Origin of the sequence: Polaribacter sp. Z022 (assembly GCF_023555495.1) — a bacterium.
GTDB lineage: Bacteria > Bacteroidota > Bacteroidia > Flavobacteriales > Flavobacteriaceae > Polaribacter.
Genome location: NZ_JALCZO010000002.1, coordinates 202,265 through 222,371, shown reverse-complemented (window position 1 = coordinate 222,371; position 20,107 = coordinate 202,265). Strand labels below are relative to the sequence as shown.

General features: G+C 27.7%; 18 protein-coding genes. 13 read left to right on the top strand and 5 right to left on the bottom strand.

The window, feature by feature from the left end; genetic code table 11:
- Nucleotides 1-77 precede the first annotated feature (77 nt).
- From MPF13_RS04765 to leuC, 3 genes are all read right to left on the bottom strand, one after another.
- Nucleotides 78-1,598 (bottom strand): hydroxymethylglutaryl-CoA lyase-like TIM-barrel protein, encoded by a 1,521-nt coding sequence (locus MPF13_RS04765; protein ID WP_249981185.1) that lies wholly within the window; start codon nt 1,596-1,598, stop codon nt 78-80.
- Between the two features lie 120 nt (nt 1,599-1,718).
- Entirely contained in the window at nt 1,719-2,318 is a 600-nt protein-coding gene (leuD, locus tag MPF13_RS04760) for a 3-isopropylmalate dehydratase small subunit (RefSeq protein ID WP_249981184.1), read from the bottom strand.
- A gap of 11 nt (nt 2,319-2,329) precedes the next feature.
- On the bottom strand, nt 2,330-3,730 hold the full coding sequence (gene leuC / locus MPF13_RS04755) for a 3-isopropylmalate dehydratase large subunit (RefSeq protein WP_249981183.1): 1,401 nt from the start codon (nt 3,728-3,730) through the stop codon (nt 2,330-2,332).
- A gap of 399 nt (nt 3,731-4,129) precedes the next feature.
- On the opposite strand from leuC, the gene MPF13_RS04750 reads away from it, so the two are divergent.
- Together MPF13_RS04750 and MPF13_RS04745 are read left to right on the top strand one after the other, a co-directional pair.
- Entirely contained in the window at nt 4,130-4,756 is a 627-nt protein-coding gene (locus MPF13_RS04750) for a Crp/Fnr family transcriptional regulator (protein ID WP_249981182.1), read from the top strand.
- 67 nt (nt 4,757-4,823) lie between these two features.
- Nucleotides 4,824-5,036 (top strand): YgaP family membrane protein, encoded by a 213-nt coding sequence (locus MPF13_RS04745; protein WP_249981181.1) that lies wholly within the window; start codon nt 4,824-4,826, stop codon nt 5,034-5,036.
- Nucleotides 5,037-5,088: 52 nt separating this feature from the next.
- Here the strand turns inward: MPF13_RS04745 and MPF13_RS04740 are convergent, their stop codons facing one another.
- Complete coding sequence (locus MPF13_RS04740; protein ID WP_249981180.1) at nt 5,089-5,496, bottom strand: DUF2721 domain-containing protein; 408 nt, start codon at nt 5,494-5,496, stop codon at nt 5,089-5,091.
- A 104-nt stretch (nt 5,497-5,600) separates the two neighbouring features.
- Here MPF13_RS04740 and MPF13_RS04735 point away from each other — a divergent pair, with 104 nt between their 5' ends.
- The 10 genes from MPF13_RS04735 (at nt 5,601) to MPF13_RS04690 (ending at nt 18,319) form a co-directional block, all read left to right on the top strand.
- Nucleotides 5,601-7,016, top strand: coding sequence for a hypothetical protein (locus MPF13_RS04735; RefSeq protein WP_249981179.1), 1,416 nt, complete (start codon nt 5,601-5,603; stop codon nt 7,014-7,016).
- A gap of 41 nt (nt 7,017-7,057) precedes the next feature.
- The gene (gene trmD / locus MPF13_RS04730) at nt 7,058-7,738 is read left to right on the top strand and encodes a tRNA (guanosine(37)-N1)-methyltransferase TrmD (RefSeq protein WP_249981178.1); all 681 of its coding nucleotides are present in this window, start codon (nt 7,058-7,060) and stop codon (nt 7,736-7,738) included.
- Nucleotides 7,731-9,209, top strand: coding sequence for an ArnT family glycosyltransferase (locus tag MPF13_RS04725; RefSeq protein ID WP_249981177.1), 1,479 nt, complete (start codon nt 7,731-7,733; stop codon nt 9,207-9,209). The genes trmD and MPF13_RS04725 overlap by 8 nt, the downstream gene beginning before the upstream one ends.
- A gap of 111 nt (nt 9,210-9,320) precedes the next feature.
- On the top strand, nt 9,321-9,671 hold the full coding sequence (gene rplS / locus MPF13_RS04720; protein ID WP_249981176.1) for a 50S ribosomal protein L19: 351 nt from the start codon (nt 9,321-9,323) through the stop codon (nt 9,669-9,671).
- A gap of 857 nt (nt 9,672-10,528) precedes the next feature.
- The gene (locus tag MPF13_RS04715; RefSeq protein ID WP_249981175.1) at nt 10,529-12,748 is read left to right on the top strand and encodes an NADP-dependent isocitrate dehydrogenase; all 2,220 of its coding nucleotides are present in this window, start codon (nt 10,529-10,531) and stop codon (nt 12,746-12,748) included.
- 147 nt (nt 12,749-12,895) lie between these two features.
- Nucleotides 12,896-15,274 (top strand): TonB-dependent receptor, encoded by a 2,379-nt coding sequence (locus MPF13_RS04710; protein ID WP_249981174.1) that lies wholly within the window; start codon nt 12,896-12,898, stop codon nt 15,272-15,274.
- 4 nt (nt 15,275-15,278) lie between these two features.
- Nucleotides 15,279-16,109, top strand: a complete 831-nt coding sequence (locus tag MPF13_RS04705) for a DUF4249 family protein (protein ID WP_249981173.1) — start codon at nt 15,279-15,281, stop codon at nt 16,107-16,109.
- Between the two features lie 158 nt (nt 16,110-16,267).
- Entirely contained in the window at nt 16,268-17,080 is an 813-nt protein-coding gene (gene murQ / locus MPF13_RS04700; protein WP_249981172.1) for an N-acetylmuramic acid 6-phosphate etherase, read from the top strand.
- Nucleotides 17,077-17,319, top strand: coding sequence for a DUF6095 family protein (locus MPF13_RS04695; protein ID WP_249981171.1), 243 nt, complete (start codon nt 17,077-17,079; stop codon nt 17,317-17,319). Before murQ ends, MPF13_RS04695 begins: the two co-directional genes overlap by 4 nt.
- A gap of 4 nt (nt 17,320-17,323) precedes the next feature.
- Nucleotides 17,324-18,319 (top strand): DUF6695 family protein, encoded by a 996-nt coding sequence (locus tag MPF13_RS04690; protein ID WP_249981170.1) that lies wholly within the window; start codon nt 17,324-17,326, stop codon nt 18,317-18,319.
- Here the strand turns inward: MPF13_RS04690 and MPF13_RS04685 are convergent.
- Nucleotides 18,305-18,802 (bottom strand): DinB family protein, encoded by a 498-nt coding sequence (locus MPF13_RS04685; RefSeq protein ID WP_249981169.1) that lies wholly within the window; start codon nt 18,800-18,802, stop codon nt 18,305-18,307. The genes MPF13_RS04690 and MPF13_RS04685 overlap by 15 nt on opposite strands.
- A gap of 245 nt (nt 18,803-19,047) precedes the next feature.
- On the opposite strand from MPF13_RS04685, the gene MPF13_RS04680 reads away from it, so the two are divergent.
- Nucleotides 19,048-19,938: a hypothetical protein gene (locus tag MPF13_RS04680; protein WP_249981168.1), complete on the top strand. Its 891-nt coding sequence runs from the start codon at nt 19,048-19,050 to the stop codon at nt 19,936-19,938.
- Nucleotides 19,939-20,107 lie beyond the last annotated feature (169 nt).

Here is a 20,107-nt window from a genome sequence, read left to right as displayed (position 1 = left end):
TCGCTCAATAGCCAGCTAATAATTTAATTGTTTTTATTTTTAAGCTAATAGCTAAAAAGCTAAAAGCAAATAGCGTTCTATATTATATTCAACATTTTCTCTGTAGCTTTAATTGCAGATACTGTTTGATCTGAATCTAAACCACGTGTTAAAAATTCTTTTTCTTCATTTTTCCAAGTAATAATAGTTTCACACAAAGCATCAGAATGACTTCCAGGAGGAATTCTAACTGCGTAATCTATTAAATCTGGTAAATCTTTTTTACTATGTGTTTTGTACAATTTACGTAATGCATTCATAAAAGCATCAAATTGTCCATCACCTTGTGCATGTGCCTCATACTGTACACCTTCTACTCTTAACTGTAAAGTAGTAGAGGGTTTCATACCTTTAGCATGTCCCAAAACATAATTTTCTACAACAACACGTTTTTCTATTGTGTCACTATCTAAAACATCAGAAATAATGTATGGCAAATCATCTTGTGATACTACTTCTTTTTTATCTCCTAATTCAATGATTCTTTGTGTAACCTTTTTAAGCTCTTCATCATTTAAACTTAAACCTAAATCTTGTAAGTTTTTCTGAATATTTGCTTTCCCTGATGTTTTACCTAATGCATATTTACGTTTTCTACCAAAACGTTCTGGCATTAAATCATTAAAATATAGATTGTTTTTATTATCTCCATCTGCATGAATACCTGCAGTTTGTGTAAAAACATTGGCTCCAACAACAGGTTTGTTTACTGGAATTCTAAATCCAGAAAAAGTTTCTACTAACTTACTAACTTTGTTTAAAGCAGTTTCATTAACAGTAACTTCTACATCTTTTAAAAAGTCATTAATAACAGCTATAACACTTGCCATTGGTGCATTTCCTGCACGTTCTCCCATTCCGTTTATGGTTAAATGCAAACCATTTACACCAGCTTTTACAGCTTCCATAACGTTTGCAACACCTAAATCATAATCATTATGACCATGAAAATCGAAATGAGTTGTTGGGTATTTTTCTCTTACTTCATTTATAAACTCAAAAGTTTCTGTATGAGTTAAAACTCCTAAAGTATCTGGTAATAAAATACGTTCTACATTTTGATTTACTAAGAAATCTAAATATTCAAAAACATATTCTTTTGAGTTTCGCATACCATTAGACCAATCTTCTAAATAAACATTGGTTTTAATATTATGTTTTGCTGCCAACTCAATGGTAGCTTTTATATCAGAAAAATGTTGAGCTGCTGTTTTTTTAAGTTGATGTGTTAAGTGATTTAAAGAACCTTTAGTTAATAAATTCTGAACTTTAGCTCCAGCATCTATCATCCAATCAATAGATTTTCCTCCGTCAACAAAAGTTAATACTTCTATTTTATCTAAAAAACTATTTTCAGCTGCCCAAGAAGTTATTTTTTTAACTGCTTGTAACTCACCTTCAGAAACTCTTGCAGATGCTATTTCTAAACGATCTACTTGTAATTCTTCTAATAATAATTTAGCAATTGTTAATTTTTCGGAAACTGAAAACGACACTCCTGATGTTTGTTCTCCATCACGTAGTGTCGTATCCATTATTTCTATCTTTCTTTGGGTCATTTTATAAATGTTAAAAACATAAATAATTATCTGTCATTTCGACTGGAATGGAGAAATCTTAAAATAAGATTTTTCGACTACATTTCATTTCGCTCAAAATGACACTTTTACAAAAAACTATTAAAACGGTCTTGTTTCTGCAAATGCAGAAATTTCGTTTTCGATGTTTTTTAAATAATCTATATCATCAAAACCATTTAACATATTGTCTTTTTTGTAAGCATTAATTACAAAAGATTCTGATTGTCCTGTTGCAACTAATGTTACAGTTTGATTTGGTAAATCAACTTTAATTTCTGTTTTTGGATCTGCCATAATTGCTGCAAACAAAGTATCTGCAAATTCTGCAGAAACTTGTACTGGTAAAACACCTACATTTAAACAGTTATTTTTAAATATATCTGCAAATTCTGATGATATTACACAACGTAATCCAAAATCATATACAGACCAAGCTGCATGCTCTCTAGAAGAACCAGAACCAAAGTTTCTACCACCCACTAATATTTTAGAACCTGCATAAATTTCTTTGTTTAAAGGAAAATCTGCTTTTGGTGTTCCATCTTGTTCAAATCTCCAATCACGGAAAAAATTAATATCAAAATCTTTACGCTCTGTTGCCTTTAAGAAACGAGCAGGAATTATTTGATCTGTATCTACATTTTCTGTAGGTAAAGGATAAGCTGTACTTGTTAGTACGTCAAATTTATCGTAAGCCATTGTTATCTTTATTAAGCGTTTATTAATGTTCTTGGATCTGTTACAACTCCTTCTACAGCAGATGCTGCAGCTACTAATGGAGAAGCTAATAATGTTCTAGATCCTGGACCTTGACGTCCTTCAAAGTTTCTGTTTGATGTTGAAACTGATAATTTCCCTGCAGGAATTTTATCATCATTCATTGCTAAACAAGCAGAACAACCTGGTTCTCTTAATACAAATCCTGCTTCAGTTATAATTTTATCTAAACCTTCTGCTTGAATTTGATCTACAACTTTATGAGATCCTGGAACTAACCATGCAGTAACATTGTCTGCTTTTTGTCGTCCTTCAACAATAGAACAAAATGCTCTAAAATCTTCTATACGTCCGTTTGTACAAGAACCTAAGAATACAAAATCTATTTCTTTACCAATCATAGAATCTCCTTCGTTAAAAGACATATATCCTAATGATTTTTTATAAGTTTCTACTCCACCTTCTACATTTTCTGCAAGTGGAATAGATTTTGTTACACCAATTCCCATTCCTGGGTTTGTACCATAAGTAATCATTGGTTCTATATCTGATGCTTCATAATTAAATTCTACATCAAACTCAGCACCTTCTTCTGTATATAAAGTTTCCCAATATTTCATTGCCTTATCCCAATCTGCTCCTTTAGGAGTTTGAGAACGACCTTTTAAGTATTCGAAAGTTTTTTCATCTGGAGCAATCATACCTCCACGTGCACCCATCTCTATAGATAAATTACACACAGTCATACGTCCTTCCATTGTCATATCTTCAAAAACATCTCCAGCATATTCTACAAAATATCCTGTTGCACCAGAAGTAGTTTGTTTTGCTATGATATACAAAGCCACATCTTTTGCAGTAACACCAACACCTAATTTACCATTTACGTTAATACGCATTTTTTTAGGTTTTGGTTGCATAATACATTGTGTAGACAATACCATTTCTACCTCAGAAGTACCAATACCAAAAGCAATAGCACCAAAAGCACCATGAGTAGAAGTATGAGAATCTCCACAAACAATTGTTGCTCCTGGTAATGTAATACCATTTTCTGGACCTACAACGTGTACAATTCCGTTATTTACATCTCCTAAACCCCAGTGAGAAATACCATGTTTTGCAGCATTTTGCTCTAAAGCATTTAACTGATTTGCAGATAATGGATCTTCAACTGGTAAGTGTTGATTTATTGTTGGTGTATTGTGATCTGCAGTAGCAAATGTACGCTCTGGATATACAACACTGTTTCCTCTACTTTCTAATCCTAAAAATGCTACAGGACTTGTAACTTCATGGATAAAATGACGATCTATAAAAAACACATCTGGTCCGTCTTTTACTTTACGAACAACATGTGAATCCCATACTTTGTCAAATAATGTTTTTGCCATTTTTTGGTTCTTTTACTATTGTTTATTTAATCAGCTATCAAAAATACATTTAATAGTATATTTTTTTAATTCACAAAAGTTTTCTTTTATTATATCCAACTGTTAAAGAATGATTTAAACCACTGTAAAACAAAAGATTAAGTCGTTTTAAAATACGATGTCTATTCTTTAAGTAAATTCTTATTTTTTTAACAAAAAACATGATTTATTTACTTTTATGCAGTATTATCTATTTTCTATTGACAATATCTCTTTAAAAATGGAAGTTTACAACTAGCAATTATAAACATAGTTTTTATTTTAAAAATGTAAAACAAATTAATCTCTAAAAATTACTAAAAAAATAAAATACATAAATCAATTTTTATAAATATATTTAGTCATAAAAAAATTTAAACTTTGGAAAACATACAACAACAACTTTCATTTTTAAGTCCTTCTCTAATTGAAGAATTATTAGCTCATGCTACCATTTGTGATTTCCCAAAAGAAACACAAATTTTAAGAGACGAACAATATGTAAAAGTTTTGCCAATAGTATTAGAAGGTTTGGTAAAAGTATTTTCTAAATTCGAAGAAAAAGAGCTTCTACTCTACTACATTCAACCTAAACAAAGTTGTATAATGTCTTTTTCTGCAGCATTAAAAAACACGCCTAGTAAAGTATTTGCAATTACAGAAGAAGATTCTAAAATATTATTAATTCCGGTTGATAAATTACCCAACTGGTTAAAAGAGTTTCCAAGTTTAAACACACTATTTTACAACCAATACGATTTGCGATATTCAGATCTTTTAGATACAATTCAGCACATTTTAATAGACAAAATGGACAAACGTCTTTTTGAATATTTAAAAAACAAGCTTCTATTAACCAATAATGTTTCTTTAAAAATAACTCATAGTCAAATTGCCAACGAACTAGGTACTGCAAGAGAAGTTATAAGTAGGGTTTTAAAGAAATTAGAAAGCGAAAAAAAGATTGAGCAAACTGCAAACGGAATTATTTTACACTCTGGTGACTAGAGTCACTGCACAATATTTTTATAGATTATAAATTTGCAATAGAAATTAACATCTATAAATATACATTATGAAAAAAAACATGGGAAATGCAGATAGAATTATCAGACTAATAATCGCTGCAATTATTGGCATTCTTTACTTTACAAATACTATTTCTGGTACTTTAGCTATTATATTTTTAGCAGTTGCAGCTATTTTTACATTAACAAGTATTATTAGTTCTTGCCCTTTGTATAGTATTTTTGGAATAAAAACTTGCCCTATAGAAAGTAAAAAATAATTAAATAATAAAGCCCTTAAAATCCCATTCAGATATTGTTTGGGATTTTTTTTTATTTTTTTTCTAAATGTTCTTCTATATCTGCAATATGATGCTGTAAAGCTTGTGTAGAAATTTGTATTTCTTTAATTAATAATGCTAAAGAAATAATTAATAATATTAAAGCAAAACCAAAAACCCAAATAGCGAATGTGTTAAAATGAACATATATTAAAAACATTGTTACTACACAAAACAACAAACTAGATATACCAAAAATTTGCATATACTTTGTTAAGTTAAGTCGCTTTTTTAAATTTGTAATTTGCCTTAATAAAGAGGCTTCTTTTCTTTCTAAATAAATAGCATGTAAATTTCTAATTACAGATGCATATGCCAAAAAACGATTGGTATAAGCAAGCATTATTAACGAAATTGCAGAAAATAAAAGAGCAGGTGTTGTAAGTGTTAATTCTTCCATATAGTTTACAAAATTAATATTTTTAATGAAATTAAATTGTACTTTATATTTCTATTTTACAGAGTACAATCTTAATTTTTAATATTTTTGATAAAAAATTACAAATGAAAAAAATAGTTTTTCTTTTAAGTTTACTTTTCTCAATTTTTAGCTTTTCTCAAAATTACGATTACATAAACTTAACAAAACCAAGACCAGATAATCTATTGTCAAATTATTTTAGAAATGCAGTTCCTACAAGGTTGCTAAAAAATGTTAGATACCCCAAATCAAATCATAACATAGTCTTATCCTTTTACATAAATAAATTAAACAAACCCTATAAAATAACATTTAACAACCTTTACAACAAAGAATTAAATAGCGCTATTAAAAAAGCACTATTAAACTATCCATTAAATAAATTAGGGGTTGAAAAATTTGAAGCTCAAAAAAAATATTCATTTCAAGTAGTAATGCGTAAAAACAAATTGGAAAGTATAATTAGTTGTAGTTCTTCTATTTTAACACATTCATTACCTATAAGTGAATCTTGTAATGATTTAGAGTTTTATGAAGATATTGATAAATGCATCAAATCTAAAATAAATGGTTATTTTAATAAAAACGTAGATTCTACAGCTATTATAATCGCTAAAAAAACTACAAAAAACTTAAAAGGAAAATTATTTATTGATAAAAAGGGAAAATTAAAACTAAAAAAAGGAAAAGGCTCAAAATTGTTTATTGAAGCAACTAATAATTTTCCTGATTTTATAGAACCTGCAACTTTAAATGGTTCTCCAACAAACTATTATTACACATTTTACCCTTTATCTAAAAAAACTGCAAATAGAGGTATTGTACACAAAAAGTTAGGTTATATTTCAAATACAACAAATGATTTTGCAAAATTTTTTAACGAAAGATTAGATTCTACAAATATTAAAAATGAAGGATTAAATAGATTAAACTGTACTATATCTCTTCATTTTGAACTTGATAAAAAAGGAAACCCTATTAATTTAAGAACAAATACACGTACTAAAGAGTTAGAAAATCAAATCTTTAGTATTTTTAAAGAATATCCTATTAATAAATTAAATCTAGGAGAAAAAAGTGTATTTTCTATGTATACTAATACAATTTTAAAGTTAAAAGAAGGTAAGATTACAATAGAAACATACCCTACTTTTTTTAATGAAAAAATACCAATATTTCCTGGATGTAAAAACTCTAAAAGTATTAAAGAAGCTAAGTCTTGTTTTAGTAGAGGTGTACAAAAACATTTTGTAAGAAAATTTGATGCTGATTTACCAAAAAAATTAAATTTAAGTAAAGGAAAAAAAAGAATTTTTATTGGTTTTAAAATTGGTAAAAGTGGAGATATAATAGATATAATGGTTAGAGCACCACATGAAGAAATAAAGGAGGAAGTTATAAGAGTAATGAAAAAATTACCCAAAGTAAAACCAGGTTTACAAGGAGGCAAATTAGTAAATGTAAAATATAGTATCCCTTTTACTATAATTGTAGACTAATTTTTATTTTAGACAAGTTCTAAAAAACTTACATTTGCAAAATGCGAATAGATATTATTTCAGTTGCTCCAAATTTATTAGAAAGCCCTTTTAATCATTCTATAGTTAAAAGAGCAAAAGACAAAGGTTTGGCAGAAATTGTTATTCACGACTTACGTGAATATGGTTTGGGTAATTACAAACAAATAGACGATACTCAATTTGGAGGTGGTGCAGGTATGGTTATGATGATAGAACCCATAGCTAATTGTATAAAAAAACTTCAAGCAGAAAGAACATATGATGAAATTATTTATATGACTCCAGATGCTAAAACATTAAACCAATCTACTGCAAATACACTTTCTTTAAAAGAAAATATTTTAATTCTTACTGGGCATTATAAAGGTGTAGATCAAAGAATAAGAGATAAATTTATTACTAAAGAAATTTCTATTGGAGATTATGTTTTAACTGGTGGTGAGTTAGCTGCAGCTGTTTTAGTAGACGCTGTTGTACGTTTAATTCCTGGTGTTATTGGCGATGAACAATCTGCCTTAACAGATTCTTTTCAAGATAATTTATTATCTCCTCCTGTTTATACAAGACCTGCAGATTTTGAAGGCATGAAAGTTCCTGATGTTTTATTGTCTGGAAATTTTCCTAAAATAGATGATTGGAGAAGTGAAAAAGCTTACGAAAGAACAGAACAAATAAGACCAGATTTATTAGAAAATGAATAAGTTTTCATCTTTCATAAAAAACAACAAAGCCATTTCTTGGGTTTTAGGATTTCAACTATTTAGATTGATATTATTACCTTTTATGGGCTTAATGCCACAAGATGCCTACTATCATTTATATGGTCAAAATTTATCACTTTCATATTTTGATCACCCAGGAATGATTGGCTATATTTTAAGAATATTTACAGATGTTTTTGGTCAATCTGTTTTTATTGTAAAATTTGCTGATTTTGTAATTACTTCATTCACAATTTTTAGTTTTTACAAATTAGCTTCTTATTTCCTATCAAAACAAAAACTACAAAAAGCCCTAGTTCTTATAGTTTCAACCATATTTATTTCCATTTTATCTTTTAATTCTACTCCAGATGTACCACTATTATTATTCTGGACACTCAGTTTAATTTGTTTATACAAAGCAATTTTTGAAGAAAAAAAATGGTTTTGGATTCTTGGTGGAATTGCTATGGGATTAGCATTTAATAGTAAATACACTGCTTTAGTTTTACAAATTGGTTTAATTGCTTTTCTTATTTTTTCTAATAAATACAGAAAACTATTATTATCTCCTTGGTTTTGGATGTGTATAATTATTTCTGTTGCTGTAACTTTCCCTGTATGGTATTGGAATTATCAAAACAACTTTGCCTCATTTGCTTTTCAAGGAGGAGAAAGAACTAGCACAATAACAGAGTTTAAATTATATCCAAATTATTTCTTTGGTGCCATAGGTCATCAAATGTTTTTATTACTGCCTGTATTATTTTTAATTTTTATTACATTTTCTTTTAAATACATTAAAAGAGCACTTTTAAAATTTAAAATTCCACAAGCAAAGACGTTATTTTTATTAGCCTTTTTTATCCCAACTTTCGTTGGATTTTTTAGTCTAACTCCTATTTATTGGGTTAAACTAAATTGGATGATGCCTTCTTACATTTCAGGTATAATTTTAGCTGCTATGTTTATCAGTAAGAAACAATTGAAAATTCAAGTAATCTTTTCAATTGTTTTTCATGTATTAGTTAGTCTTCAAATACTATTTAATTTAGCTCCAATTAAAAGTGATGATACCTGGATTGGTTGGGAAGAATTATCAGAAGAAATTGAAAACATTAAAAAAGACTACCCAAATACTTTTGTATTTTCAGAAGATCATTATAAAACTGCTGCTTGTTTAAACTTTTTTATGGATGAAAAAGTTTATTCTAAAAACATTATTGGTTTGCCTGCATTACATTTTGATTATTTAGGCGATGATTTAACTACTTTAAATAACAAAAACGCCATATTTATTGATTCTGATACACGTTTTAAAAACAAAGAGAAAAGAGGAAAATATCATGAACTGATAGATAACCATTTTGAAAAAGTAGTTGAATTAGAACCAATTATTATAAAAATTAATGGTAAAGAAGTTCGTAAGTTTTGGATTTTCTATTGTTCTAATTATCAAGCAAAAAAATAATGCATTTTAGTTTTTACAACAAAAAATAATGATTACTTTTGCAACCGCTAAATTAACCTCTGACGAAAAAATCGTGAATGTTGCTTTACAAAATCAATTAAATTAAAAGATATGGAATCTTTAGTAAAATTTGTTCAAGACGAATTTGTAACAAAAAAAGAATTTGCAGAATTTGCTGCTGGTGATACAATCACTGTTTATTACGAAATTAAAGAGGGAAACAAAACTCGTACTCAGTTTTTTAGAGGTGTTGTTTTACAAAGAAGAGGAGCTGGTCTTTCAGAAACATTTACAATCAGAAAAATGTCTGGTACTGTGGGTGTAGAAAGAATTTTTCCAGTTAACTTACCTTCTATTCAAAAAATTGAAGTTAACAAAAGAGGTAAAGTACGTAGAGCTCGTATTTTCTACTTTAGAGGTCTTACTGGTAAAAAAGCTAGAATTACTGAAAAAAGAAGATAATCTCTTTTACATAAAAGTATTTAAAAAGCGTTGTGATTTTTCACAACGCTTTTTTTAGTTAACAATTGTTAATAACCAAAGTTAATATCGTGTTGATTTCTAATTAGTTAAATAATTTGCATTTTTAAAAAACAGGTTTATATTTACAAAGAATTTACAAGCTAATTAAACTTATCAGTCTTCAAAAGCTAATAAAATTAACAAGTAAATACATAAAGTAACGTTCTTTAAATATTGTTTTTCTAATTTACTAAAAATTGGTTTTTTTATAAAAAGTATAAATTGAATACTTGCAGTTAATACTTAAAATTAAAAAAGAAGACTTTTAATAATGTAAAAGAATCTTAAACGAAAGTTTACAGAATCACTTATAATAATTAAAAGAAAACTTAATTAATAAAAAAGGTTATAGTAATTAAACATTTTAAAACTAATATAAATGTATAAATTGATATTAAGGTTAAATAGAAAACAATAGAAACATTCATAAAAATTATAACAAAGTAGAATGCTTATTGTAATTAAGGATGTTTCAAAACCAGAATTAGTAGAAAGTAACCTCATTGTAAAAAAAGAATTTTAAGGCAACTTTTAGTTTTTTAGAACAATATTAAGCTTACTAAATACTATTTCTAAGAAGCCATATCACTACAAGAAATTGTGTGATATGGCTTTTATTTTGCAATAAATTCATATTCACACCAATAACCTTAATTTATTATTAAATAAACAAAAATACCACCTAATTAATAACAATTTACCAATAAAAATATCATTATTAATTCATAAATTTGCCTCACTTTTTTTACGAAATCCATTTCGTAAATTACAATTAACAATATAAAATTTAACTAAAAATGAGTAAAATAGCTAAAATTGTATACACTAAGACTGATGAAGCTCCTGCTTTAGCAACAAGATCATTCTTACCTATTGTAAAAGCTTTTACAAAATCTTCTAATATAGAAATTGAAGTAAAAGATATTTCTTTAGCTGCAAGAATTCTTGCTAATTTTTCAGAATATTTAACTGAAGAACAAAAAGTTGAAGATGCATTGGCTATTTTAGGTGATTTAGCAAAAAAACCAGAAGCAAATATTATTAAATTACCAAATATTAGTGCTTCTGTTCCTCAATTAAAAGCTGCAATTACAGAATTACAAGCTTTAGGATATGCTTTACCAGATTATCCAGAAGAAGCAAATACTGACGAAGATAAAAAGGTTTTAGCTCTTTATAATAAAGTAAAAGGTTCTGCTGTAAATCCTGTTTTAAGAGAAGGAAACTCAGACAGAAGAGCTCCAAAAGCTATTAAAAATTATGCTCGTAAAAATCCACATTCTATGGGTGCATGGGGTGCAGATTCTAAAACACACGTAGCAACAATGAGCGAAGGAGATTTTGCTCATAATGAAAAATCTACTACAGTAGCAAAAGCTACTAACGTAAACATACAACACATTGCTAAAGATGGTTCTATAACTACTTTAAAAGAGAATTTAGCTTTAATTGATGGTGAAATTATAGATGCAACTGTAATGAGTAAAAAAGCTTTAGTTGCTTTTTTAGATGAGCAAGTAGCAGATGCTAAAGAACAAGACATTTTACTTTCATTACATATGAAAGCTACAATGATGAAAGTTTCTGACCCTATTATTTTTGGTCTTGCAGTAAAATCTTATTTCAAAGAACTATTTGACAAACATGGAGCAACTTTTGAAGAAATTGGTGTTGATGTAAATAATGGTTTTGGTAACTTATTAAGTAACCTTGATGAAGTTTCTGCAGAAAAGAAAGCAGAAATTTTAGCAGATATAGATACTATTCTTGAAGAAAATGCTGATTTAGCAATGGTAAATTCTGATAAAGGAATTACAAACTTACATGTACCATCTGACGTAATTATTGATGCTTCTATGCCAGCAATGATTAGAACTTCTGGTAGAATGTGGAATAAAGATGGTAAATTACAAGACACTAAAGCTGTAATTCCAGATAGTTCTTACGCAGGTATTTATGCTGCAACTATAGATTTCTGTAAAAAGAATGGTGCTTTTGATCCTACAACAATGGGTACAGTACCAAATGTTGGTTTAATGGCTCAAAAAGCAGAAGAATATGGTTCTCATGATAAAACTTTTCAAATAGCAACTGAAGGAAAAGTTGTAGTAACAGATGCTTCTGGAAACACTCTTTTAGAACATAATGTAGAAGAAGGTGATATCTGGAGAATGTGTCAAACTAAAGATTTACCTATTCAAGATTGGGTTAAATTAGCAGTTACAAGAGCAAGAGCTTCTCAAACTCCTGCAGTTTTTTGGTTAGATAAAAATAGAGCTCATGATGCAGAAATCATTAAAAAAGTAAATGCTTATTTACCAAACCACGATACTTCTGGATTAGATATTAGAATTTTATCTCCAATAGAAGCTACAAACTTTACTTGTGAAAGAATTGCAAAAGGTGAAGATACAATTTCTGTTTCTGGTAACGTTTTACGTGATTATTTAACAGATTTATTCCCAATCTTAGAAGTTGGTACATCTGCAAAAATGTTATCAATTGTTCCTCTAATGAATGGTGGTGGTTTGTTTGAAACTGGTGCTGGAGGATCTGCTCCTAAACACGTGCAACAATTTAATGAAGAAAACCACTTACGTTGGGATTCTTTAGGAGAGTTTTTAGCTTTAGCTGTTTCTTTAGAGCATTTAGGTACTTCTAACAATAACTCTAAAGCTTTAGTTTTAGCTGAAACTTTAGATGATGCAACAGATAAGTTCTTAGATAATGACAAATCTCCTTCAAGAAAAGTTGGTGAATTAGATAATAGAGGTAGCCACTTTTACTTAGCTATGTATTGGGCAGAAGGATTAGCAAATCAAGATAAAAATGCTGATTTAAAAGCTGAATTTTCTAGTATTGCAAAAGCATTAAAAGAAAATGAAACTAAAATTGTTGCTGAATTAAATGAAATTCAAGGAAGTGCAAATAATATTGGTGGTTATTACCAACCAAATGATGCATTAGCAGATGCAGCAATGAGACCAAATGCTACTTTAAACAGTGTTTTAAAATAATATTATAAAATTTTTAATTTTAATAATTATAAAGGTCGATGTTTATCATCGACCTTTTTTTATTAAAAAACATCTTAAATATTTAACATAATATTAAAATTTAGAATTGTACTTTTGTTTATCAAAAACATAAATTCATTAAACAAAATGATTGAAGTCAAAAAAATATTTTCTTTATTATTCTTTATTTCCTTTGTTACATATGGTCAAAATAAACAAACCATAAGTGGTACTGTATATGACTTCAGTAATAATGAAACCTTAATTGGTGTTTCCATATACTTTCCAGAAATCAATATTGGTACAACAACCAATGAATATGGTTTTTACTCTGTAACTCTACCAGAAAACACTTACAAAATTCAAGTAAGTTACTTAGGTTACTCTACAATAACAGAAACTATTAATTTAAACAAAAAACTAACTAAAAACTTTAATTTAAAAGAAGAAGCAGAAAGTTTAGATGAAATTATTATTGAATCTAATATTGAAAAATTGAATGTTAGAACACCTCAAATGAGTGTAAATAAACTTACTTCTTCTACCATAAAGCAAATTCCTGTTGTTTTAGGTGAAGCAGATATTATTAAATCTCTAATTTTATTACCTGGAGTTACAAGTGCTGGTGAAGGTGCTTCTGGATTTAATGTAAGAGGTGGTGCTGCAGATCAAAATTTAATTCTATTAGATGAAGCTACAGTTTTTAATTCATCTCATTTATTTGGTTTTTTCTCAGTTTTTAATCCTGATGTAATTAAAGACGTTAAATTGTATAAAGGAGGTATTCCTGCAAAATACGGAGGTAGATTATCATCTGTTTTAGATATATATCAAAAAGAAGGAAACAGTAAAGAGTTTAAAGCTACTGGTGGTATTGGTTTGGTTTCTTCTAGACTTTTATTAGAAGGTCCATTGAAAAAAGAAAAAATTTCATTTTTAGTTGGTGGTAGATCTTCATATGCTCATTTATTTTTACCATTATTTGATATAGATAATACTGCGTATTTTTATGATTTAAATACCAAAGTAAATTATAGAATTAATGATAAAAACAGTGTTTTCTTTTCTGGTTATTTTGGTAAAGATGTATTTGGAATCAGTGATAGTTTTGTAAATAAATACGGAAATACTGTAGCAAATTTACGTTGGAATCATTTATTTTCAGATAAACTTTTTTCAAATTTATCTTTAATTTATTCTGACTATTTCTATGGATTAATCTTAGATTTTGTTGGTTTTGAATGGGATTCTGGTATTACCAATCTTAACCTTAAATATGATTTTAAACATTACATTAATAGTAATTTTAAATTAAGTTATGGTATCAACAACATTCATAGTAAATTTAATCCTGGTGAAATAAAACCTAATAGAGAAGACTCTGGTATTGTTGCAGAAAAATTAATAGACAAATACGCTAATGAATTTGCAGTTTACTTAGATGCAGAACATAAAATTAATGATAAATTAAGACTACAATATGGAGTACGTTTTAGCAACTTTTTAAGATTAGGACAAGAGGAATTAAACATCTATACCAATGATGAAGCTGTTATTTATAATAGTGAATTTAAAAAATATGAATCTGCAAATGCAATTGGAGTAGAATCTTTTAATAAAAGTGATGTTATTACTAGTTTTAACAACTTTGAGCCAAGGTTTTCTATGTCATACACCTTAAATAATAATAGTTCTTTTAAAGCAAGTTATAATAGAATGTCTCAATATTTACATCTATTATCTAACACCTCTTCTCCTACTCCTTTAGATGTTTGGACTCCTAGTGGAAAATATATAAAGCCTCAATTGTTAGATCAATTTGCTGTTGGATATTTTAAAACATTAAAAGATGGAGATTATTCTTTAGAAGTAGAAGCTTATTATAAAGATATTCAAAACAGAATAGACTATATAAATGGAGCAAACCTAATTGCAAATAATGAAATTGAAACCGTTATTTTAAACGGAAAAGCAAGAGCCTATGGCTTAGAGTTATTGTTAAAAAAGAATGCTGGTAATTTTAAAGGTTGGCTTTCATACACTCTTTCTAAATCAGAGCAATTAACAGAAGGTAGAAACAGTAATGAACCTGGAATAAACAGTGGAGAATGGTACAATACTCCCTATGACAAAACACATGATTTTTCAATAAATGCAAGTTATGAATTAAACAAAAAATGGAAATTTAACACCAACTTTGTTTTTCAAACAGGGCAACCAACAAATTATCCTGTAGGTCAATATGAAATACAAGGTTTAAACGTACCCATTTATGATGATAATAGAAGAAATGCAGACAGATTGCCTAACTACCATAGAATAGATGTTTCTGCAACTTTAACTCCAGAAAAAAACAAAAACAGAAAATGGCAAGGAGAATGGGTTTTTGGAATTTATAATTTATATGGAAGACAAAATGCTGCTTCTATTAATTTTTCACAAAACAGAGAAACCTTTAAAAATGAAGCTGTACAAACTTCAATTTTTGGAATGGTACCATCTGTTACTTATAACTTTAAATTTTAAATCGATGAAAAAGATATATTTACTTCCAATTTTAGCAATATTCTTTTTTAACAGTTGCGAAAAAGTAATTGATGTTGATGTTCCATCAATAGAACCAAAATTAGTTATTGATGCTTCTTTTGAAGTTTTGTTTGATGAAAATCCTGTAGTAGCAAATACAGTAGTAAAACTAAGTTTATCTGCAGATTATTTTGAAGATGAAATACCTACTGTAAGTAATGCAACTGTGTTTTTAACAAATTTAACAGACAATTCAATCATCAATTTTTCTGATGTTAATTCTGATGGAAACTACACACCTAACATCAATTTTATACCTGCTGATGATATAGAATATGAACTAACTATTATTTATAATAACGAAACTTATAAAGGAAAAGCTACCAAAATTAAATCTTCTCCTTTTAAAGAAGTTATACAGGGTGATAAAACTTTATTTTCTGGTGAAGAAGTAGAAATTAAAATCACTTTTCAAGACATTCCAGTTATAGAAAACTATTATTTATTCGATTTTGATGACAACCTATTTTTATCTATAGATGACCGTTATTTTAATGGTTCAGAATATAATTTTTCTTATTTCTATAGAGATGAAGAACTTGAGTTACCAAAAACCGTAAACATTAAAATGTCTGGAATTACAAAGGAATATTATACTTATTTCGAAATTTTGGTAAGTCAAGGAGGACAAGAAGGTGGAGGTCCTTTTCAAGCAGTTCCATCTTCTTTATTAGGAAACATCATTAACACTACAAATGATGCTAATTTTCCTTTAGGTTATTTTCATATTTCAGAAACAGACACTTTTACTATTAACTTAGTAGATAAAAATTAAAACCTCAAATAATCTTACATTAACGTTAAAGACTTAAACCATTCTAATAACAATAGATATTAGAATGGTTTTTTTCAATAAAAAAATATAATTAAAAGCGTACTAAAACGTCTAAGAAATAATATAGAATTTAACATAGAATTCTGTATTTTTGATTGATGACTTTTATAAAAACTACAGAACAAGATTCTAAATACAATCATCTAGAAAAGATGTCTGTATCAGATTTATTAACCAATATTAATAACGAAGACAAAACAGTTCCTTTAGCTGTAGAAAAGTCTTTACCTCAAATTGAAGCATTAACAAATCAGATTGTAAATAAACTACAAAATGGAGGTAGATTGTTTTATATAGGAGCTGGTACTTCTGGTAGATTAGGTGTTGTAGATGCTTCAGAATGTCCACCAACATTTGGTGTTCCTCATGAATTGGTAGTTGGCATTATTGCTGGTGGAGATATTGCTATTAGAAAAGCTGTAGAATTTGCAGAAGATTCTACAAAACAAGGTTGGTTAGATTTACAAAATTATAAAATTACCAATAAAGATATTGTAGTTGGTATTGCTGCATCTGGCACAACTCCTTATGTAATTTCTGCCTTAGAAAAGTGTAATGAAAATAATATTATTACAGGTTGTATTTCTTGTAATAAAAACAGTCCTTTATCTAATACAGCACTATTTCCTATAGATGTAATTGTAGGTCCAGAGTTTGTTACTGGAAGCTCTAGAATGAAAGCAGGTACTGCCCAAAAATTAGTTTTAAACATGCTATCAACAGCAACCATGATTCAATTAGGAAAAATAAAAGGAAACAAAATGGTTGACATGCAACTATCTAATAATAAATTGGTAGAAAGAGGACAAAAAATGTTAGCTAAAGAACTAAATATCGACCAAGAAAAAGCTGCTAGTTTATTACAAGAATTTGGTAATGTTAGAAATGCCATTAAAAACTATGTAAAATGAGTACAGATGTAAATTTATTAAGTAAAGGATTAAAGTATTTAGGTATTTTAGTTTTTCTTTTTATTGCTTCTCCTATTACATTAACTATAGGCTTTAAAGCTTTAAAAAAGTTTAATGACACACCAAAAGAATTTATTTCTTTTATTATTTTAATCATTGCAGGTTTACTCATACTTTTTACAATTTACTTTGCTTTTAAAACTTTCAAAATTTTACTAAAAGCTTTATTTAATAATTAAACGAATGCAAAATTCTGATGGAATCATTGTTATTCTCTCTTACCCAGATACTGTTGTAAGACCTGCTTATTGGGAAAAATCTAGCAAGATTTGGCCAAAAATTGGTATTGGTGGTAAACATGCTGTACAAGCAGGACATGCTGCATTACTTTTAATTAAAAAAGAACATTCAGAAATTAATTATTTCGATTTTGGAAGATATATTACAACTTATGGAAATGGACGTGTACGTTGTAAAGAAACAGATCCAGATGTTGCTGTTACTTTAAAAGCAAATTTTAGTAATGGAGAATTAACTAATTTAAAAGACATTTTACTTTGGTTAGAAAAACACCCAGAAAAAACACACGGTGAGGGTAGATTGGTTGCAAGCATTAATGATGAAATTGATTATAATACAGCTAAAAATTTTATTCATCAATTAATAAATAAAAAAGAGATTCCTTATGGTGCTTTTATAAAAAACGGAACTAATTGTGCAAGATTTGTTACAGATACAATTATTGAATCAACAACAAATAAAAAAATTAAGAATTATTTAAAAAAATCTAATTTATTTACACCAAGTCCAATAGGAAATGTAATAAAAGGAACCAGTAATAATAAAATATATACTATTTATAAACAGCAATTATCTGAATATAAAAATAGATCTATCACAAAAGAATATAAGGCTTCATTTTTTAAAAGGTTTAAAGGAGAACCCAATTTAATAGGAACAGAACAACCAGACATTAAAGTATTTACATTAAATAAAGGAACTTGGTTAGGAGGTATTGGAAGTGGTGCTTGGTTTAATATTGAAGAAAAAATTGATGATAAATATTATAAAATTTCGAGATATAATTCTGTTGGAAATAAAGATTTTGAAAAATTATTTACAATTGATAAAACTTGTTTTAATCATTTAAATAATTACAAATTTATACATCCTACAAATTGCAAAGAAGCTATAATTGTTCAAAATAATAAAATTTATACTTTTCTAATTTCTTTGTAAGTTAACCTTTGGAGTTGATGGATTGAAACCAAAATCTGCATCTGGTAATTCTAATCCTAAATGGTAAATAATATATCCTACACTTGCAAAATGATGAATTGCATGACTATGTGCTTGCATTAAAATTGCTCCTAGAGTATAATTAGCAGTTTCAACTCCTAAACCTAAATCATCTGTAACTGCATAACTTTTTTCAAAATCTGATGCATCTAATTGCTTTAACTTGTTAATGATACTCTCAAAATAATCAATCCCTAAGTTCGTTTTTTGTTCTACTAACTGATTTCTATTTCTTTTATTTAAATAAATACTATTAGTTTCTAAACCATCAAAAACACAAGAAAATACATCTAATATGTGACGCATATGACAACCAATGCTAGAATAGTAAGGAGCTACAGAAGCATCTGCAAACTGATCATCAGAAATTTTATTTAATAAATTTATACCTCTTTGTAAGTTTTTTTCAATAGCATCAATCATAAATAAATAATTTCGTTTTTGGTCGTTAAAAGGTGAGTCAATTTACAAGATATTTCTCTTTTTTAAAACTTTTTTCACACAAATATAAATAACTAAAAAACAACACATTATATGTCAATAATTTAATATTAAATTCTAAAACATATAAATTAAATATTTTTTTGGCACACTCTTTGAAATTATGATAATCAAATACGGAAGCCGAAAAGTAATTAGAGTAGGCAAAACCCTTAAAACCATATATTATGAAAAAAGGTGTACTTATATTATTAGGAATGATCATGATGGTTTCTACTGTTGAAGCCAAAAATGGCAATGAATTACCAAACAGATTTGGGTTTAATTACTCTTATAACGAAGCCGTAAACTTTGTTGAACGTGGAATTGAATTTTTTGTTTTTACAAATGGAGAGTTTGATTTTAACACACATTATAATGATACCTATTTTAACAATGGTAGAGATAGAGGTGTTAGAATTGATAGAGATTACAGAGGTAGAATTAGCAGAATTGGAAATGCATTTATTAATTATGATAGATCAGGAAATGTAACTAGAATTGGAAACGTTTTTATAAGATATTATAGAGGTCAATTAACAAATGTGGGGAATTTAAGAGTAAGATATAATTATTGGGGAAATCCTATATTTTACGGAACTGTAAAGAATAACTACTATAATCATAATGGTTTCAGAATAAATTTAAATATTGGTGATATTTTTAATTATAATGACGCTTATTTCTATAGAAGTGACTTTAGAAGAAACTATTCTAAAATTAGAGAAGATAAAAATTACTATTACTATAGAGCAAATCCGAATGCAAAAATTGGTAAAAGAAGTAAAACTTTAAGAAGAAGAAAACCAGCTTCAACAATTTTAAAGAATACTCCTAAACAAAACACAAGAAGAAGCAATTCTACTTATAGAAAACCAACTTCTGTAAATACAGATAAAAAGATAACTAGAGAAAATACAAGTACAAGAAGAGCTACTGTTAAAACAAATAGAAACTCTAATACAATAAATAGAACTGAAAGAAATGTTAATAGAAAACCAAGTACAACTGGTAGAACATTAGATAAAAAAACTAAAAGAAAAGTAGTTAATAAAAATGAAAGAAAAAGAAGAAGTTAAAAAACAGGTATTTATACGTGGTTTATTTAACAGGTAGTTCTATATTTTTGTAATATCATAAAATGAAAAAGAACACCAACTAACTACTAATTAGTTGTGATAGAAAAAGTAGAAGTTAAAAGCCTCATTTCTTTATAGAAATGAGGCTTTTTATGTGTATTAATTAAAG

What these genes read in the sequence shown, in the direction of transcription:
- MPF13_RS04765 (WP_249981185.1), bottom strand. Translation starts at nt 1,598, where the DNA reads ATGACCCAAAGAAAGATAGAAATAATGGATACGACACTACGTGATGGA.
- leuD (WP_249981184.1), bottom strand. Translation starts at nt 2,318, where the DNA reads ATGGCTTACGATAAATTTGACGTACTAACAAGTACAGCTTATCCTTTA.
- leuC (WP_249981183.1), bottom strand. Translation starts at nt 3,730, where the DNA reads ATGGCAAAAACATTATTTGACAAAGTATGGGATTCACATGTTGTTCGT.
- MPF13_RS04745 (WP_249981181.1), top strand. Translation starts at nt 4,824, where the DNA reads ATGAAAAAAAACATGGGAAATGCAGATAGAATTATCAGACTAATAATC.
- MPF13_RS04740 (WP_249981180.1), bottom strand. Translation starts at nt 5,496, where the DNA reads ATGGAAGAATTAACACTTACAACACCTGCTCTTTTATTTTCTGCAATT.
- MPF13_RS04735 (WP_249981179.1), top strand. Translation starts at nt 5,601, where the DNA reads ATGAAAAAAATAGTTTTTCTTTTAAGTTTACTTTTCTCAATTTTTAGC.
- trmD (WP_249981178.1), top strand. Translation starts at nt 7,058, where the DNA reads ATGCGAATAGATATTATTTCAGTTGCTCCAAATTTATTAGAAAGCCCT.
- MPF13_RS04725 (WP_249981177.1), top strand. Translation starts at nt 7,731, where the DNA reads ATGAATAAGTTTTCATCTTTCATAAAAAACAACAAAGCCATTTCTTGG.
- rplS (WP_249981176.1), top strand. Translation starts at nt 9,321, where the DNA reads ATGGAATCTTTAGTAAAATTTGTTCAAGACGAATTTGTAACAAAAAAA.
- MPF13_RS04715 (WP_249981175.1), top strand. Translation starts at nt 10,529, where the DNA reads ATGAGTAAAATAGCTAAAATTGTATACACTAAGACTGATGAAGCTCCT.
- MPF13_RS04710 (WP_249981174.1), top strand. Translation starts at nt 12,896, where the DNA reads ATGATTGAAGTCAAAAAAATATTTTCTTTATTATTCTTTATTTCCTTT.
- MPF13_RS04705 (WP_249981173.1), top strand. Translation starts at nt 15,279, where the DNA reads ATGAAAAAGATATATTTACTTCCAATTTTAGCAATATTCTTTTTTAAC.
- murQ (WP_249981172.1), top strand. Translation starts at nt 16,268, where the DNA reads ATGACTTTTATAAAAACTACAGAACAAGATTCTAAATACAATCATCTA.
- MPF13_RS04695 (WP_249981171.1), top strand. Translation starts at nt 17,077, where the DNA reads ATGAGTACAGATGTAAATTTATTAAGTAAAGGATTAAAGTATTTAGGT.
- MPF13_RS04690 (WP_249981170.1), top strand. Translation starts at nt 17,324, where the DNA reads ATGCAAAATTCTGATGGAATCATTGTTATTCTCTCTTACCCAGATACT.
- MPF13_RS04685 (WP_249981169.1), bottom strand. Translation starts at nt 18,802, where the DNA reads ATGATTGATGCTATTGAAAAAAACTTACAAAGAGGTATAAATTTATTA.
- MPF13_RS04680 (WP_249981168.1), top strand. Translation starts at nt 19,048, where the DNA reads ATGAAAAAAGGTGTACTTATATTATTAGGAATGATCATGATGGTTTCT.